This is a genomic window from Dialister sp. (assembly GCF_047832375.1).
In the GTDB taxonomy this organism is placed as follows: domain Bacteria; phylum Bacillota; class Negativicutes; order Veillonellales; family Dialisteraceae; genus Dialister.
In genome coordinates this window covers 1,542,823-1,559,057 of sequence record NZ_CP181256.1, presented here as the reverse complement: position 1 = coordinate 1,559,057, position 16,235 = coordinate 1,542,823, and the positions used below count along the sequence as shown (strand labels likewise).

Here is a 16,235-nt window from a genome sequence, read left to right as displayed (position 1 = left end):
ACACCTTGATTCAGTAATATAGAAGTGTAAGACAAATCATTCTATTTGATTGACAGGAGGCTTTACAAATGGCAAAAGTTGCAATTGTATATTGGTCCGGTTCCGGTAACACAGAAGCTATGGCACAGGCCGTAGAAGAAGGTGCCAAGGCTGCAGGTGCAGAAACTACACTGAGCTTCGTCAGCGATACAACCGCTGATGACGTAGCAGCATTCGACCACATCATTCTCGGCTGCCCGGCAATGGGTAACGAAGAACTGGAAGAATATGAATTCGAACCATTCTTCGAAGAACTTCTCCCGAAACTGAAGGGCAAAGTGGTTGCTATCTTCGGTTCCTACGCATGGAACCAGGGCGACTGGATTGAAAACTGGAAGAAGCGGTTCGACGAAGCCGGCATTGCACTGGCTGCAGCCCCCGTTAAAGCATACAGCTATCCGGATGACGATGCTCTGGAAGCATGCAAGAAACTGGGCGAAACCGTAGCTAAAGCCTGATTGAGTCTTATTAAAAGGGCGTTCTTGAAAAAGGACGCTCCTTTTTCATAGGCAGGAAAGGAAAAATCCTGCCTCGAGAGAAAAGTGAGGAGATCATTATGGCTGAAAAAGTAGCAATCATTTATTACTCCGCCACAGGGAACACGGAAGCCATGGCGGAAGCGGTGGCGGTAGGGGCAAAAAGTACGGGTGCCGAAGTCCTTCTGGCCCCCGTATCTGATGTGGACCCCGTAGAAATCGGAAATACCTATCATCACATCATTCTGGGATGCTCCGCCTGGGGCGTAGAAGTTATCGAAGAAGCTCAGATGAAGCCCTTCTGTGACAAGCTGAAACCCTACCTCAAAGGGAAGATCATGGGCATCTTCGGCTCCTGCGGATGGAGCCGTGGTGCCTGGCTGAATTCCTGGTACAACGAACTCCATTTCGCCGGTGCCAAATTCCCGGCCCAGCCCCTTTTGGCCTACGGCTACCCCGATGAACCGTCCCTGAAAAAATGTGAAGAACTGGGAAAGAAAGTGGCGGAAACTAAGTGAAAAGTATCTGAGGGGTAACGCCTTCGGCGAAGTGGCTCAGGTGGCTGAGGGGAAGGTGCGGCGCACAATTCATATAGCGCCGCGAAGTATTATATTTCCTTCCGCATATTCAATCGGATAGAGATTGACTACAGTCTAAATTTCTCTACCAGAATCATGCAGGCCCTTGGAGAAGGGCCGCGCCAAAGGCGCAGGATGGATCTGCCTCATAGAGGCAGAATCTACAAAAATGTGCTGCTGAAGTTTAACCATAAATGGTGGTGAATTAAGATGAATATAGTAGGGGCTGCTTTACCGGGAGACCCTTCCGTCGCCTGTGGCGCCTGCATTAGGCTTCGCCAGGAAAGTGTCTCACGAGATTTTCGGTCACTGTGTTCCTTACCAATCTTGTTTGCTTGCTTTTCCCCCATGAATGGGGGAGGTTACAATTAAAAAAATCGTGGCGCTATAATATTTGTGCGCCGCACCTTCCCCTTGGGCGAAGCCCGTTCCCCCCTGAGCTACTTGGGCCACCTCAGCCACTTTACAACCGTTTGTGAAGATATATTCATTAACATACATAATATCATTAAGGAGATACACCTATGAACTGGGATGAAAAATTTGCATCCAATATCAAAGCGGTGCCTTTCTCGGGCATCCGTAAATTCTTTGACCTCGCCAGCACTATGAAAGATGTCATTTCCCTTGGCGTAGGGGAACCGGATTATTCGGCACCGGACAAAGTCATTGAAGCCTGCATTGAAAGCCTGAAGAGAAAGGAGACATCCTACACTTCCAACTGGGGCCTTCTGGAACTCCGGCAGGAAATTGCAAAGCTCTTCCATAATCGGTACCACGTAGACTACGATCCGAAAGATGAAATCATGGTGACCGTCGGTGTTTCCGAAGCCATCGGTATCATCATGACCACCCTCCTGAATCCGGGGGATGAAGTGCTCATTCCGGATCCGGCATACCTGGCCTATCCGGCCTGTGTATCTATTGCAGGGGGTAAACCGGTGCTGGTTCCTACGTACGAGAAGGATGAATTCAAACTTACCGTAGAAGAACTGGAAAAGAAAATCACGCCCCGGACGAAGGCCGTTCTCATTGGCTATCCGAACAACCCCACCGGCACTGTCATGGACCGGGATTCCCTGCTGAAGCTGGCAGCTTTTGCTGAAAAGCACGACCTCATTGTTATTTCCGATGAAATCTACTGCGACCTGACTTACGAAGGCACCCACACCTGCTTTGCTTCCCTGCCGGGTATGAGAGAACGGACTCTCACCATGAATGGATTCTCCAAGTCCTACGCCATGACAGGCCTTCGTATCGGCTACGTCTGCGGTCCCCGGGAAGCACTGGAAGAAATCTACAAGGTCCACCAGTATGAAATCCTCTGCGCCAGCACCACCAGCCAGTACGGTGCCATCGCAGCCCTCCGGTACTGCGACGATGACGTGAAGGCCATGTACAACGAATACGCTGCCCGCCGGGAAATGGTGTATGAAGGCCTCGTAAAAATGGGCCTTCCCGTATTCAAGCCAAAGGGAGCCTTCTATATATTCCCCGATATCAGCTCCACCGGCATGGATGACGAAGAATTTGCCGACCGTCTCCTGACAGAGGCCAAAGTCGGTGTCGTCCCGGGCACCTGCTTTGGTCCCCAGGGTAAGAACCACGTCCGCATCTCCTATGCCGCCAGCCGGGAAAACCTGGTAGAAGCACTGAAGCGGATGGGGACATTTGTGGCGAAATACAGGAAACAGGGCTGATGGCTAAATGGACAAAGGATGCAATCCTTCGGCGGGGTTATAGGCTGAAGAAAGACATTATTTTCCTTTTAAAAATAAGTCTCTGGATGCAGTCTGACAAATCAGCTGAACTTTTATCATCAGAAAGTGGCTGATGGGTAACAGCGTCATGCATTACCTGTCAGCCACTTTTCATCTGTCCCGCTGGAGACGTCAGCCCGGCAAAGATTGTTCCGCCTCATACCCCGACTCGAAGCTCCTATAATCTTCTAGTTCCATTCATCCAATTGCATATATGACCCTAATGGATGGGTAAAACACCCCATATCCTCGTCAGCAGTAAGCCGATAACGGAAAGCAGTTGTTCTCGATCGCGACCTCGATTTCGGTCTCTATTGATTATTCGTACGTGGCCAATTGCTCAAATATTTTTTGAAAAAATTTTCCTTTCCATGTTCACAGAATGGGACTTTTTGGAATGTATATAGTAGAGGGACAAAAGTTCCAGGAATGGCTAGATTTCCCTTCTGGTTTCCCTAGTGCCGGCTGCGGGAAGAATTGATGAAGGAAGTCTCCATGGACATCGACTTTGGTCCCTTCCATGCCTGGCTGAAAGGCCAGTAAACGCCGTATGTTAATTTTTCATTAAATTCATGAAATGATTTATACATCCGGCGCTTTTCCGTTATGTATAGAGTAGAGGGATGAAAAAGGCCCGCGGGTTGAAAAGTGGATTCCCCGTTTTCCTGAGTGCGCGCTGTGGAAAGAACCCCGGAAATCCACCGGACATAGAGTACCGCCTGAACCGTCCCTCGCCCATTCGGCCGAACGGGAGTATGAGACCGAGTAGCGAGATCGAGACCGAGATCAATAGCGGCTTTGCCGCGAATCCCCTCGATCTCGACCTCGGCCTCGATCCGCACACAATGTTACGCAATCCGGATAGCGGAAAATGATTCACAACACCATAAGGCTCAGGACCTTTTGATCGCTCATGCGTTTGCCTCTTTGACGACTAGTTCGGTTTTTGGGGAAACTTCGGTTTCCATCCTTACGCCGGCGCCTGATTCACTGGACAAATTCCTGCATCTTACGGACACCGGGTCTTATTGTGGTGTTTTTGTTTTGCGCCATTTCGTCACTTGCGGATGGCGGACAGATCGAAATTGAGGCCGAAATCGAGAGGGGCAGCAGCTTTGTTGCGGAGATGATAGAAGATAGATGGGAGAGGGTCAGCCTACGTCGGGGTGACTGAGGTGGCTGAGGGGAAAGAGGCTGACTAATAGCGGCTCCGTCGCAGTTGGAATCCTGATGACTCTGTCCACAAAATGTAAGAATGCCACTGTAGCAGGCACCTTCTTCACGAAGGAGCGCTCCCCAAGAGTGATTGTCAAAGCCTGCCGTTCCGTGTAGAGATAGTATTGGCAATATTCTGTACTTTCGTATTTATGATGCTCGTTACTGCTGTGCAGGATCCTGCTTCCCGCTTCCGTCCGGACGGGAGCGGAGCGGGGAAGGAGTATCCCTTGCGCGAACAAAAGATTTCCATTTCCGGCCTCTTTCCTTACCTGGGATTTGGGAAAAGGGACACTACTTTTGAGAAATTTTCCTGCTCTTGAGAAGGCTCCTGATTTGCCCCTCCCAAAATTGCGGGAACCCCCTGAATCACACCTTGAAATTGAAATCTTCATGTAAATTTAATAATATGCCTTTCTGATTGAGGTGGATAGTGGCAGATTGGTGGCTTACTGTTATCAGCTTACCGCTTACAGAAGCTCCGAGGCTATCCCCGCAGGAACGTTAGATATATCTTAGATATATCTACGGTTGGGTGGTTAAGGAAGTGCGGGGGATACAAAAATTCATAGTGGCCGATTATGAATAGGCAGTAAAAAAGAGCCGGGATTTTTTTATCCCAGCTCTTTCTATATGTTTTATTTCGACAGTTCCAGTGCCTTTTTAAAGGTTTCTTTGATTGTCTCAGAAGGTTCTTTATCCAGGAGGCTCACCACTACGATGGCGATGACGGAGAAGAAGAAGCCAGGAACCAGTTCATAGAGGCCGAACCATTCGAACTGTTTCCAGATGAGTACGGTGAGGCCGCCTACGAGGACGCCGGCATAGGCGCCTTTCAGGGTCATGCGGCTCCAGTAGAGGGAGAGAAGCACCGTGGCGCCGAAGCAGGCTCCGAAGCCGGCCCAGGCGTAGGAGACGATGGAAAAGATGTAGCTGTTCGGGTCGCTGCCAAGATACACAGCCACCGCCGATACAAGGAGAACCGAAAGCCGGGAAACCCGGATCAGGGTCTTCTGGGAGGCGTCTTTCTTGATGAATGCCTGGAACAGGTCACGGGATACGGCGGAGGAAGTAACGAGGAGCTGGGAGGAGGAGGTACTCATGATGGCTGCCAGGATGGCGGACCAGATGATGCCGGTAATGAAGGGGGCCGACAGCTGCTGGGCCATGAGGATGAATACCCGTTCTGCATTAGCGTTTTCCAGGGGCGTTGTCAGGTATGCCTTGCCTACGATGCCGATGGCAATGGCAAATGACAGGGACAGGAGCACCCAGGTCATGGCGATACGGGTGGATTTTTTCAACTCCTTCGGGTCCCCGATGGCCATGAACTTAACGAGGATATGGGGCTGTCCGAAGTAGCCAAGACCCCAGCCCAGGGAGGAAACCATCATGGCAATGAGGGCTGCGGTGCCGGTGGAGTCAGGGAAGAAGGAGAAGAAGTCTTTCCCTTCCCCTGCCAGAATGTCCAGGGTCGGTACGGGACCGCCAAGGGCAATCATGCCGGCCACGGGGACGTAGATGACGGTGAAGAACATCATGGTGCCCTGGATGAAGTCGGTGAGAGCTACAGCAGAGAAGCCGCCGAGGAAGGTGTAGAATACCACCACGAAGGCCCCCAGAAGCAGGGCGTGGAGGTAGGGGATACCAAAGATGGTATTGAACAGTTTCCCTGCAGCCACGAAGCCGGAGGAGGTATAAATGATGAAGAAGAGAATAATGAAGAGAGCGCAGATGAGGCGGAGACCATTTTTCTTATCTTCGAACCGGTTGGACAGGTAATCCGGAATGGTAAGGCTGTTATTGGCCACTTCCGTATAGTTCCTGAGCCGCTGGGAAACGAGAACCCAGTTGGCCCAGGTGCCGATGATGAGGCCGATGCCGGTCCAGAAAGCGGAAAGTCCATGGAGGTAAGCGTAGCCCGGAAGGCCCATAAGCATCCAGCCGCTCATGTCGGACGCTTCGGCGCTCATGGAGGTGAGCCACGGTCCCAGCTGCCGGTCTCCTAAGATGTAGGACGACAGGTTCTTCTGCCGACGGGAATAATAAATGCCGATGCTCATCATGACCACCAGGTAGAGTATAAAGGCCAGGGCTATGGGCCAATTGTGTTCCAAATCCATGAATGATTCCTCCCATGATAGATTCGCAGCGGTCGAATCTATTTTGTAATGTTATATATTTATAAATGATAAAGGATTAGCGGGGTAAAGTAAAGGGAAAAATTATGGATGGTGAGAACGCGGAAAGTTCCAAATGGTTGAATGGTTCATAAGGATTGTAGGTCGGGCGGCGCTGCGCTGGCCCAACCGGGTTGTGGCTGCATGCCAAGGCGGGCGCCTTGGCGATGCAGGGGCGTAAGGTTCATGGACCGCCAGAGGCGGCGATTCCACCTTATGCCCCAGTGCGAAGCACCTACCACCTTGTGAACGAGCGGAAGCGATGTTCACCCACAACCTTTACGAACCATCCATAGAATTGATCCCACATTCTGCCAAACATTAGAGGACGACCGGCGACCGGTAGAACTCCTGTCTTGCCTGCCGGTATTTCTCTCCGTGGAGGCACCAGGAGCGGATGTCGCTGGCCCGGATGTCCAGAAGGAGAGATGCAGTGATGGCCGGGGGCAGGGTCCGCAATGCTTTGGCCATGGAAGTGATGAGAGGAATGGAAATATCATTCAAAAGGCGGCTTTTTTCTCTCCTGAGGGCGAGGAGCCTGGCATAGGATGGAATTTCATGGGCCATAAAGGGGGAGGGGCCGGTACCGCCGATGAGAAGCTGGGCACCGACTCGTTTGAGCCGGCTGTAGAGGTATCTTTTACTTTTGATATGGTCTACCATGTCCTTATAGGAAATTCGCTGGGATTCCCGGAACCATTTATGTTCGAGGCCTTCTGTAAAAAGGCCGGTGGCAGAGAGCGCTTTTTCATCCATGAGGCGGGAGGCGAGGAGGCAGGCTTCCTCGTAGCGATGGAAATCGGTGAAGTTTCCCTGCTCCATGAGCCCCTTTGCCTCTTCGGAAGCCTCCATTGGCAGCAGGGAAGTGGATCCGTTTTCCAGAAGCTCTTTTCTGGCGGTGGTGGCGGAAATATTGTTTTCCATGTCCCTGTGGTACACATGGATGGCCAGAGGCCAGTGACGGGCGAGAATGGCGGTGGCATAGCGATACCCAAGAAGGTTATTGGGCTTCGTGAGCTCCTTTGCCAGATGGGGAGAGTGGATTTCCATAGCCTTTGCCGAAGCCTGGGCGTAGGAAAGGCCTTCCTTCAAAAATTGGTGAAGCGAGTCGGTCCATGCCTCCGTGAGGCCGTAGGACGCTGCTTCTTCCAGTTCTTCGGCCTCCAGGGATTCAGTGCCGAAATAGATGGCTCCGCAGCCCAGAAAGTAAAGAAGACGGGCTCCTTCTTCGGCAAAGCGGTCCGCACTCTGGAGGGACGCAAGTACCGGCAGTTCAAACACCGCATCTGCGCCGGCCGCTGCGGCCCACTTTGCCCTAGTCCAGGGGTCAAAAAGGGCCGGTTCCCCCCGCTGAACAAAGGAGCCGCTCATGACACTAAAAATGGCCACATCCGGGTTGTTCTCCTTCAGCTCTTCAATCATTGTCTCATGGCCCCGGTGAAATGGATTCCATTCCGCAACGATACCTGCAATTTTATTTGTCATTTTCTGTATTTCTCCCTGTATTACCGTTTAATTTTTTTTATTTTATCATAGCAATCCTTCTTATGGTATAATGAGAAAAATAAACTCCAAAGAAAGTGTTGAGCTATGAATTATAAAAAAACGAAACTTGCATTATCGGCTGGGCTCCTCCTTGGGACTCTTCTTTTGGCGGGATGCGGCAATAGCCTGGATGACCAGTTCCCTTTTGGAAAGAATCGCATTCACTGTGATAATGAAACCATTACTATTTCAACCCCCTTCGAGCTGGTTTCCAATGGGAAACAGGTGGACCTGGGGGCCCGGGATGTGTCGAAGGTAAATGCGGAGGGCCATAATGCCCATCTGCAGATTATTGTTACCGGCAACCGGGTTTCCGATGAGGTGAATGAGACAAAGCTTGCGGCAGAAGCGGAAGAGGTGCTGAAAAAGGATTCCGCCATTTCCAACCTGAAATCCGAAAAGAAATCTTTTACCTCCGGTGATATCAAAGGAACGGAACTGATATTCACACTGACCGAATCCTCGAAAGGACGTAAGACTGACCTTACGGTGCAGGAATATATCTTTACCCAGAAAAATACGGTATGGCGTGTCATTTACCAGTATCGTACGAATGATGAAACCGGGAAAGCCCTGGCTGACCGGGTAGGCGGAAAGATTGCCCTGGGCAGTGAATTTTAAAAAGTAAAATCTATAGGAGTCTTTATATGCGTTTTTCCAAGGGATTTCTCCCTTTACTCCTTTTTCTGGCGGCCGGCGCCCTCATTGGCGGCATCCTGGGACAGCTGCTGGAGGGAGTCAATTTTGTAGGTCTCATGCCATATTTCACCAGGACCTTTGAAATTTTTGACCTGAAGGATATCACTCTGAATCTGGGCATCCTCCAGCTCCACTTCGGCATCCGTTTCGCGCCGAATCTTATCAGTATCATCGGTATCCTGATTGCTTTTTGGCTGTATAAAAAGTTTTGAGCCCAATGGGGTGTTTAGTCTCTTGCCATTCTGTAAGAGGTGGCTGATGGGTAACGCCTGACGGCGAAGTGGCTGAGGGGTAACGGGCTTCGCCCGTGGGGGAGATGTGCCGCGTCAAAATTATATGGCGGCACAAATTATATATTCAGTAGCAGAGACCACCAATAAATATTCTACGGCGCTCTATGATTTGTGCGCCGCTTCCTTCCCTCCCTATGCCGCAGGCGTTCCCCCTGAGCCACTTCGCCGCAGGCGTTCCCCATCAGTCACTTTTCGATACTTGCAGCATGAATATATCACCACAATTATAACTTAACACCCTTTCCATTCCTTCCCTGATTCCAACCTTGAGGTGAACACTATGCTCATTAAGGAAATGCGTCACGAAGATAAGCCGAGAGAACGATTTGCCATATCCCCCCAGCTGGCCAGTAATACAGATCTGGTGGCTATCCTTCTTCGAACTGGCAGGCAGGGACATTCTGTCATGGAACTGGCAAAAGAAGTGGTGGATATGCTGGAATCAAGTTCCGGCATTAATGGCTATGAAGATTTAAACTGGCGGGATCTCATCGATATCAAAGGAATAGGACCGGACAAAGCGGTGACCATCTGTGCAGCAGTGGAACTTGGACGCCGGCTTTCCCTCTTGTGCAGCAGGAGGAAGTTGGTGAGTTTCAGTGCTCCCGATAAGGTGGCCGCTTTTTTCATGGAAAAACTGCGCCACGAAAACCAGGAGCATTTCGTGGTGTCCTATCTGAATGTGAAGAACCGGCTTCTTGGATACCAGGAGATTTCGAAGGGAAATCTGAATGCAGCGCCGGTGGATATCAAGGAAGCCATGAAGTGGGGCATTCGCTTCAAGGCCTATGGCATGATTCTTTTACATAACCATCCGTCCGGTTATCCGGAACCGTCCAAGGAAGATATCGAAGTAACAAAAACATTTGCCGCCGGTGCCAGGCTTCTGGATATGCAGGTTCTGGATCATGTCATTATAGGGGATGGGACCTTTGTCAGCCTCCATGAGAGGGGGATTATTTAGGGTGGCTGTGGCATGTAGTCGAGTTCGTGGTCCCGGGGATTGTAAGGTTCGTAAGGGTTGTGGATTGGGCTACGCTGCGCTTGCCAAACCGGGTTGTGGGTTGGCATCGCTAACGCTTGCCAACCGGGTGGGACGCTGCGCTTAATTGGAAGGGGAAAACTTTTGTAACGCCGCCTATGGCGGCTCATGTTTTTGTTGCCGAAGGTGACAATTGAACCTTATGCCCCCGGCGAACGAGTGGAGCGACGTTCACCCATAACCTTTAGCCCCATACATCCCTATGGCTATGACTCGGATATCATAAGTCCTGTCCGAAGGACACCGGTTTTCCCTGCATGACCCTTCGTAAAATGATATAATAGTATACGGTAAAAATTCACTGTAAAGGACAGGTGTTTATTGATGGAAGAAATGGAAAAAGGTAAGAGATATTCCGCAGAGTCCAAAGGATATACCTCCAAAATTTATGAGATTCGCTTCATTCCTATCATGGAACGGCCGGAGTACCAGGAAGGACCGGAACGGGAAGCCTTGGAAAAGCTGCAGAAGGAAATGGCGGACAAGGATTTCGAAAAATATGTAAATAATGGTCTGAACCGTATCATCTATGATGAAGGACGGCTTCTCCTGATTACCAGGTCTGAAATGTTCCGTACCATGCTCTATGGACCTTTCTTCAATGCCATCTGCAAGTCTTTCAATGTGGACAACTTCCGGGTGGTCAGTGAAGTGAACGGATACTGATTGAATTATAAAAAAACTGCGGAACTGAGGCTCTGCAGTTTTTTTGTGCCTGAAGGGGAGGATGGATGCGGTTTTGCCACATTAGTATAGATGGCTTGTAAAAGGTGGCAGGCCGGGCGGCGCTGTGCTGGTCCGACCGGGTTGTGGCTTCCATATCGCTGCGCTCGTGGAAGCGGTGGCGTGAGGTGCATGGGCCGTTACAGGCGGCGGACCCACTGAACGGGTGATGCAACGTTCACCCACAACCTTTAGCCCCATTCACAGGGGTGACTGCCAATTTACTTACAAGATAATGAACAAAATATTAGATTTGACGGGAAACTATAAAAATGATAATCTTAGTATGTATTGGTTAGAGATTAATAAAGAATCTCAGAAATTTTATTTTTCAGGAGGCTTTTCTGATGGATTTCCTTCATTTGTTCCGGGCCGGCGGGTTTATGATGTATCCGCTGATTCTTGCATCTATTATTGTAGTAGCTATTTTTATTGAACGATTCCGGTTCTACCATGCTAACCGGTCTGATGTGGAAATGCTGGCGAAAAATATTCCTGAGTACCTGCGGGCCGGAGACCTGGAGGGGTTAAAGGAACTGCTCAAGAAAGATGGCGGTATTCCGGCTTCTGTCATTCTGGCGGGCGTAGAACACCTGAACATGAAAGCCAGCCAGACTTCCATTATTGAAGGGGCCGCTTCCCATGCTGCGGGACTCCTGAAAAATTATCTGAATTACCTGGACGTCATCGTGACCCTGTCCCCTCTCATGGGGCTTCTCGGCACGGTCATCGGCATGATCGGTTCCTTCAATGTGCTTTCCGTTTCCAATGGCCAGCCCTTTGCGGTGACAGGCGGCGTGGCGGAAGCACTGGTTTGCACAGCTACCGGTCTTTTTGTGGCCATTATTTCTCTTATTGCCTATACCTACCTGTCCCAGCAGGTGAGCAATTTCGTTTCCCAGATGGAAAAACTGGGCTCCCTCTATCTGGCAATTGTAGAGGCGGATAAAGAATGAAACTGGAACCGATGAATGTGGAGAAAAAGCCGAAGATCATGATTATCCCTATGATCGATATCATTTTCTTCCTTCTCGTTTTCTTCATGATGAGCATGCTTTCCATGGTGGTGCAGAAATCAATTAACCTGAACCTGCCCCAGACGGCAACGGCAAAGGTGAATGTGGAACAGACCCTTCCCATCAGTATTACGTCGGACGGCACGATTTATGTGGAAAAAGAAAAGATTTCCAAAGAAGATTTCCAGAGGCGCATGGAAATCGAAAAGAACCGGAACCCGAACCTGGCCATCGTTCTTCGGGCTGATTCCAAGTCGGAACACGGCGATTTCGTATTTGTCCTGGACCAGTTGAAGTCTGTGGGTATCAGCAAGATCGGTATAGCCACAGAATCTAAGACCGGTTCCGACAACTGATGAGGTGGTGTCATGCGTACCTCTAAGTACCAATGGCCTACCGCTTTCGGCTGGTCCCTGCTGTGCCATGGCGTCCTTCTGGGTGCAGCAGCGGCGCTCATTCTTCTCTTCCCACCACCCCAGCCGAACCGGGAACCTATCGAAGTGGACCTCGTTGCCGATGTAGGAGGCGGTGGTGGTGGAGGCGGTGGTGGTGCTGCTGAGGCGAAGGAAGAAGAACTTCCGAAGATTCATGAAGCCAAAGCAACGCCTACACTCCCGCCACCTCCTCCCCAGGAGGCTGATGAACAGGCAGAAAACGATGTCCATGATATAGCGCAGAAACCGGCTGAAACTGCGTCATCAACAGATACGTCTTCCAGCAGTACCTCTTCTTCCGATAGTGATAGTTCCGGTTCCGGCGGCGGAAGTGGAAGCGGCAGCGGCGGCGGTAATGGCAGCGGCACAGGAACCGGTGACGGAAGCGGAAATGGTCCCGGAAGTGGAAGCGGCAGCGGCGGCGGTAACGGCAGCGGCTATGGAAGTGGAAATGGGGATGGGTCCGGTGATGGCGGCGGAGGCGGAGAAACGAGTGGCCCCCAGCTTCTGTCGGCACCGGCGCCGGCCTATCCGGAATCCGCCCGCCGGGCCGGTATATCCGGCACCACAGTGGTGGGAATGACCATCAGTACCGACGGATCCGTCTCCAGTGCCTGGGTAGAAAGCTCCTCCGGCAATAGTACCCTGGACAGCGCCGCGGTGAATGCGGTCTACGGATGGCGCTTCGTTCCGGCAAAACAGAATGGGACAGCCATTACAGCTAACTCAAGGGTGCCGGTGACGTTTAACCTGCATTAAGGATAGAATTGAGTTTTGAATTGAGGCTCATCGGCTTTGCTGCCGGTGCTTTCGAACTCAGTAACTGAAAGTTCGGTTGAAAGAAGGTACTTTCGAATACAGGAAGTATCTTCTTTTTCATATGGTTATCGTTTAGTACTTTTTCTTGAGGAAATCTGTTAAACCCGTGCCCCTTGGAGATGGAGTCAGACCCAAAGGCAGGAGATGATTCCGGAGTCTGCGAAGCAGAAGGTGGGCAGCAGATTTTCAGATAATCAGCTGTTTACGATTGCCCATCCATCCTGCGGCTTCGCTGCGCCCTTTCTCAAGAGGGCCGCATGCTGACGGTATACAGAAATTATGGCGCCCTATGAATTGTGAGCCGCACCTTCCCTACGGGAAAAGCCCGTTCCACCTAAGCCACCTTGCTGCAGGCATCAACCTTCAGCCACTTTTAACCTTAGCTCTATCCATAGGCATGGGAACTATAGACCGCTCACTCTCTTCCTATTGACTCGCTCCCTGCAAGTTAGTATAATTATTCAAGTATATTCAAAAATAGACTGGTAATAATGTAAGGAGTTTGTCTGATGAATTTTGAACTGATTGAACATGCCCTGCCTATGCTGCTGGTGGGGGCGGGGGTTACCATTGAAATCACTGCCGTCAGCGTGGCTATAGGCTTTTTGATTGGTCTTTTTGTCGGGATTGCCCGTATCTGCCAGGTGAAGATCCTGCGTATCATTGCGACCATCTATGCAGACTGCATCCGCGGCACCCCACTTTTGGTCCAGATTTTCCTCATTTACTTTGCCCTTCCAATTGTGACGGGACAGCGGGTAGAGCCATTTGTGGCGGCCGTCGCTGCCTGCGGTATCAACAGTGGCGCTTATGTCTCTGAAATTTTCCGCGCCGGTATCCAGGCCATTGATGTGGGCCAGATGGAAGCGGGCCGGTCCCTGGGTCTTTCCTGGTGGCAGACTATGTACTATATCATTCTTCCCCAGGCAGTTCGGAATATCCTTCCGCCACTGGGCAATGAATTCATTGCCATGCTGAAGGATTCTTCCCTGGTTTCTGTCATTGGTTTCGAAGAACTGACCAGAAGAGGACAGCTCATTATTGCCCAGACCTATGGATCCTTCGAAATCTGGACAACCGTTGCTATCCTGTATCTCATTATGACGCTGGCAATTTCCCGTGTAGTAGCTTGGCTGGAGAAGAAATAATATGGCAGATAAATATTTAATAGAAATCAATCACGTAGGGAAAAAATTTGGCGACCTTACGGTGCTGAAAGATATCAATGTGAAGGTGAAGGAAAAAGAAGTGGTAGTTATCATCGGACCTTCCGGCTCCGGTAAGAGTACCCTCCTTCGCTGCATTAACGGACTGGAACAGCCAACCAGCGGATCCGTTATTTTTGACGGGACACCGGTGAACGGAGAAAAGAATATCAATGAAGTGAGGACCGAAGTGGGCATGGTATTCCAGCGGTTCAACCTGTTCCTCCATATGACGGTAATCCAGAATATTATGCTGGCTCCTATGAAGGTCAGAAAGATTACGAAAAAAGAAGCCTATGACCGGGGCATGCACCTCCTGCAGAAGGTGGGCCTGGAAGACAAGGCGGATTACAAGCCCGCACAGCTCTCCGGCGGCCAGCAGCAGCGCGTGGCTATTGCCCGGGCCCTTGCCATGAAACCGAAGGCTCTTCTTTTCGATGAACCCACATCGGCCCTGGATCCGGAAATGGTTCATGAAGTACTGGACGTCATGAAAGAAGTGGCGGAAGAAGGAATGACCATGGTGGTAGTAACCCATGAAATGGGATTTGCCAAGGAAGTGGGTGACCGGGTCCTCTTCATCGATGGCGGCCTTATCGTGGAACAGGGGACACCGGACGAAGTCTTCAATCATACGAAAGAAGAAAGAACAAAGCTGTTTCTGTCCCAGGTATTGTAAGACAGAAATATTGGATTGGTCTCTTTTAAAGTATGAATTATTAAATCATACAGACTTGCTTTTCTCAATCGCAATATCAAGTTGTATATTTATGCATTGCTGCATAATCGAGGTGCCTGTCAGAAAGGGATGTCCAAAACTTCTTCAATTTTGCGTATTTCTCTATATTTTGGTTGACGCAATCATAGATTTATGGTATTGTAAATCTGTGCCCAATCGGGGCATGGTAGTAATTTTTTTAGGAGGAATTTCCATGAAAGGTACAGTTAAGTGGTTCAGTGCAGAAAAAGGCTACGGCTTTATTGAAAGAGAAGAAGGCGGCGATGTTTTCGTTCATTTCTCCGCTATCCAGGCTGATGGCTTCAAGACACTGAATGAAGGCCAGAAGGTTGATTTCGACATCATTGATGGCGCAAGAGGACCCCAGGCTGCTAACGTAAAAGTTGAAGGCTGATCACTTACTGAAGCTATATAGCGTAAGTTTCTGAATCTGGAAAGGAAGGCATTTAATGCCTTCCTTTTTCAGTTGGTGGAAGACATTCTTTTTAATGGAAATTATGTACAAACACAATATGGTACAGGGAAGTTGTGCAGGATTGTTTTTTATTTGGCTTTTGTTGGCAGATGACAACTGTGCTTAACATTTACGTTGTTACTGGGAACCCTGTGGTACTGTCAGGTTATCCGTTTAGTAATGACAGGCAGATTTTACATGGTATGTTTCTCCTACTCTTATCTGTTTTTGAGGTCAGCAGCCCTTTTGAGAATTTTGATTTTTGCTTCGTAAGTGAAATTTACCAGTCCTATTTTTTATCTCAATTTTTTCAAAACTATATTGAAATTTGCAGATATAGATGGTATAATACTTTCAGAAAGTTAAATATGCTTCGCCACTCATAAATGTAGTCGCGAAGCGGACAGTTCATATATTTTATTTCCAAGGAGGAAACTATTATGTCTTTAAACGGTAAGAAAATCAGCGAATTCCATGTCAAAGCATACCAGAACGGTGATTTCATCGATGTAAGCGATAAGGACCTCATCGGCAAGTGGAGTGTTCTATTCTTCTATCCGGCAGACTTCACCTTTGTATGCCCCACGGAACTGGAAGATCTCCAGAATAAATACGACGAATTCAAGAAAATCGGATGCGAAATCTACTCCGTATCCTGTGATACCCATTATGTTCACAAAGCTTGGCATGAATCTTCCGAACGGATCGGCAAGGTACAGTTCCCCATGATCGGCGATCCCACCGCTGCCCTGTCCAAGGATCTGGACATTTACATCGCTTCTGACGGCGTTACCGAAAGAGGCACCTTCGTCATCAATCCGAAGGGGGAAGTGGTGCTCTATGAAGTGAGCGCAGGCAACATCGGACGCAATGCGGACGAACTGCTCCGCAAGGTAGAAGCAGCCCAATTCGTTTATGAACACGGCGATGAAGTTTGCCCGGCCAAATGGCATCCCGGTGAAAAGACCCTGAAACCATCCTTTGACCTGGTTGGCAAATTATAATACACAGGAGGCAT

The 16,235-nt window shown here is 49.8% G+C and carries 16 protein-coding genes; 14 read left to right on the top strand and 2 right to left on the bottom strand.

Annotated elements, in window-relative coordinates; translation table 11 throughout:
- Window positions 1-68: 68 nt before the first annotated feature.
- The 3 genes from ACFWUL_RS06280 to ACFWUL_RS06270 all read left to right on the top strand — a co-directional run bounded on the left by ACFWUL_RS06280 (window position 69) and on the right by ACFWUL_RS06270 (window position 2,793).
- A complete protein-coding gene (locus ACFWUL_RS06280) occupies window positions 69-497 on the top strand; it encodes a flavodoxin (RefSeq protein WP_416176730.1) in 429 nt (142 codons plus the stop codon).
- Window positions 498-595: 98 nt separating this feature from the next.
- Entirely contained in the window at window positions 596-1,033 is a 438-nt protein-coding gene (locus tag ACFWUL_RS06275) for a flavodoxin domain-containing protein (RefSeq protein ID WP_297016991.1), read from the top strand.
- 584 nt (window positions 1,034-1,617) lie between these two features.
- Complete coding sequence (locus ACFWUL_RS06270; protein ID WP_416176729.1) at window positions 1,618-2,793, top strand: pyridoxal phosphate-dependent aminotransferase; 1,176 nt, start codon at window positions 1,618-1,620, stop codon at window positions 2,791-2,793.
- Between the two features lie 1,913 nt (window positions 2,794-4,706).
- On the opposite strand, the gene putP is transcribed toward ACFWUL_RS06270, so the two are convergent.
- Both putP and ACFWUL_RS06260 read right to left on the bottom strand, forming a co-directional pair.
- Window positions 4,707-6,191, bottom strand: coding sequence for a sodium/proline symporter PutP (gene putP, locus ACFWUL_RS06265; protein WP_297023539.1), 1,485 nt, complete (start codon window positions 6,189-6,191; stop codon window positions 4,707-4,709).
- A gap of 378 nt (window positions 6,192-6,569) precedes the next feature.
- A complete protein-coding gene (locus tag ACFWUL_RS06260; protein ID WP_297023543.1) occupies window positions 6,570-7,733 on the bottom strand; it encodes a nucleotidyltransferase family protein in 1,164 nt (387 codons plus the stop codon).
- Between the two features lie 105 nt (window positions 7,734-7,838).
- Here ACFWUL_RS06260 and ACFWUL_RS06255 point away from each other — a divergent pair, with 105 nt between their 5' ends.
- The 11 genes from ACFWUL_RS06255 (at window position 7,839) to ahpC (ending at window position 16,221) form a co-directional block, all read left to right on the top strand.
- On the top strand, window positions 7,839-8,414 hold the full coding sequence (locus ACFWUL_RS06255; RefSeq protein ID WP_297023546.1) for a hypothetical protein: 576 nt from the start codon (window positions 7,839-7,841) through the stop codon (window positions 8,412-8,414).
- Between the two features lie 26 nt (window positions 8,415-8,440).
- Entirely contained in the window at window positions 8,441-8,704 is a 264-nt protein-coding gene (locus tag ACFWUL_RS06250) for a DUF4321 domain-containing protein (protein ID WP_297023548.1), read from the top strand.
- A 361-nt stretch (window positions 8,705-9,065) separates the two neighbouring features.
- Window positions 9,066-9,749 (top strand): RadC family protein, encoded by a 684-nt coding sequence (gene radC, locus ACFWUL_RS06245; RefSeq protein ID WP_297023551.1) that lies wholly within the window; start codon window positions 9,066-9,068, stop codon window positions 9,747-9,749.
- A gap of 402 nt (window positions 9,750-10,151) precedes the next feature.
- Entirely contained in the window at window positions 10,152-10,493 is a 342-nt protein-coding gene (locus ACFWUL_RS06240) for a hypothetical protein (RefSeq protein ID WP_297023553.1), read from the top strand.
- A 404-nt stretch (window positions 10,494-10,897) separates the two neighbouring features.
- Complete coding sequence (locus ACFWUL_RS06235; RefSeq protein ID WP_297023555.1) at window positions 10,898-11,506, top strand: MotA/TolQ/ExbB proton channel family protein; 609 nt, start codon at window positions 10,898-10,900, stop codon at window positions 11,504-11,506.
- Window positions 11,503-11,922 (top strand): ExbD/TolR family protein, encoded by a 420-nt coding sequence (locus ACFWUL_RS06230; protein ID WP_416176728.1) that lies wholly within the window; start codon window positions 11,503-11,505, stop codon window positions 11,920-11,922. The genes ACFWUL_RS06235 and ACFWUL_RS06230 overlap by 4 nt, the downstream gene beginning before the upstream one ends.
- A 12-nt stretch (window positions 11,923-11,934) precedes the next feature.
- A complete protein-coding gene (locus ACFWUL_RS06225) occupies window positions 11,935-12,759 on the top strand; it encodes an energy transducer TonB (protein WP_297023560.1) in 825 nt (274 codons plus the stop codon).
- 569 nt (window positions 12,760-13,328) lie between these two features.
- Window positions 13,329-13,967 carry an amino acid ABC transporter permease gene (locus ACFWUL_RS06220; RefSeq protein WP_297023562.1) on the top strand — a complete coding sequence of 213 codons (639 nt, stop codon included), beginning with the start codon at window positions 13,329-13,331 and terminating at the stop codon, window positions 13,965-13,967.
- Between the two features lies 1 nt (window position 13,968).
- Entirely contained in the window at window positions 13,969-14,703 is a 735-nt protein-coding gene (locus ACFWUL_RS06215) for an amino acid ABC transporter ATP-binding protein (protein WP_416176727.1), read from the top strand.
- A gap of 247 nt (window positions 14,704-14,950) precedes the next feature.
- Window positions 14,951-15,157, top strand: a complete 207-nt coding sequence (locus tag ACFWUL_RS06210; RefSeq protein ID WP_296096535.1) for a cold shock domain-containing protein — start codon at window positions 14,951-14,953, stop codon at window positions 15,155-15,157.
- A 500-nt stretch (window positions 15,158-15,657) separates the two neighbouring features.
- Complete coding sequence (gene ahpC, locus ACFWUL_RS06205; protein WP_297023569.1) at window positions 15,658-16,221, top strand: alkyl hydroperoxide reductase subunit C; 564 nt, start codon at window positions 15,658-15,660, stop codon at window positions 16,219-16,221.
- Window positions 16,222-16,235: the final 14 nt, after the last annotated feature.

Bases quoted from the DNA above. Each gene is read 5' to 3' on its own strand.
- ACFWUL_RS06280 (WP_416176730.1), top strand. From the start codon at position 69: ATGGCAAAAGTTGCAATTGTATATTGGTCCGGTTCCGGTAACACAGAA.
- ACFWUL_RS06275 (WP_297016991.1), top strand. From the start codon at position 596: ATGGCTGAAAAAGTAGCAATCATTTATTACTCCGCCACAGGGAACACG.
- ACFWUL_RS06270 (WP_416176729.1), top strand. From the start codon at position 1,618: ATGAACTGGGATGAAAAATTTGCATCCAATATCAAAGCGGTGCCTTTC.
- putP (WP_297023539.1), bottom strand. From the start codon at position 6,191: ATGGATTTGGAACACAATTGGCCCATAGCCCTGGCCTTTATACTCTAC.
- ACFWUL_RS06260 (WP_297023543.1), bottom strand. From the start codon at position 7,733: ATGACAAATAAAATTGCAGGTATCGTTGCGGAATGGAATCCATTTCAC.
- ACFWUL_RS06255 (WP_297023546.1), top strand. From the start codon at position 7,839: ATGAATTATAAAAAAACGAAACTTGCATTATCGGCTGGGCTCCTCCTT.
- ACFWUL_RS06250 (WP_297023548.1), top strand. From the start codon at position 8,441: ATGCGTTTTTCCAAGGGATTTCTCCCTTTACTCCTTTTTCTGGCGGCC.
- radC (WP_297023551.1), top strand. From the start codon at position 9,066: ATGCTCATTAAGGAAATGCGTCACGAAGATAAGCCGAGAGAACGATTT.
- ACFWUL_RS06240 (WP_297023553.1), top strand. From the start codon at position 10,152: ATGGAAGAAATGGAAAAAGGTAAGAGATATTCCGCAGAGTCCAAAGGA.
- ACFWUL_RS06235 (WP_297023555.1), top strand. From the start codon at position 10,898: ATGGATTTCCTTCATTTGTTCCGGGCCGGCGGGTTTATGATGTATCCG.
- ACFWUL_RS06230 (WP_416176728.1), top strand. From the start codon at position 11,503: ATGAAACTGGAACCGATGAATGTGGAGAAAAAGCCGAAGATCATGATT.
- ACFWUL_RS06225 (WP_297023560.1), top strand. From the start codon at position 11,935: ATGCGTACCTCTAAGTACCAATGGCCTACCGCTTTCGGCTGGTCCCTG.
- ACFWUL_RS06220 (WP_297023562.1), top strand. From the start codon at position 13,329: ATGAATTTTGAACTGATTGAACATGCCCTGCCTATGCTGCTGGTGGGG.
- ACFWUL_RS06215 (WP_416176727.1), top strand. From the start codon at position 13,969: ATGGCAGATAAATATTTAATAGAAATCAATCACGTAGGGAAAAAATTT.
- ahpC (WP_297023569.1), top strand. From the start codon at position 15,658: ATGTCTTTAAACGGTAAGAAAATCAGCGAATTCCATGTCAAAGCATAC.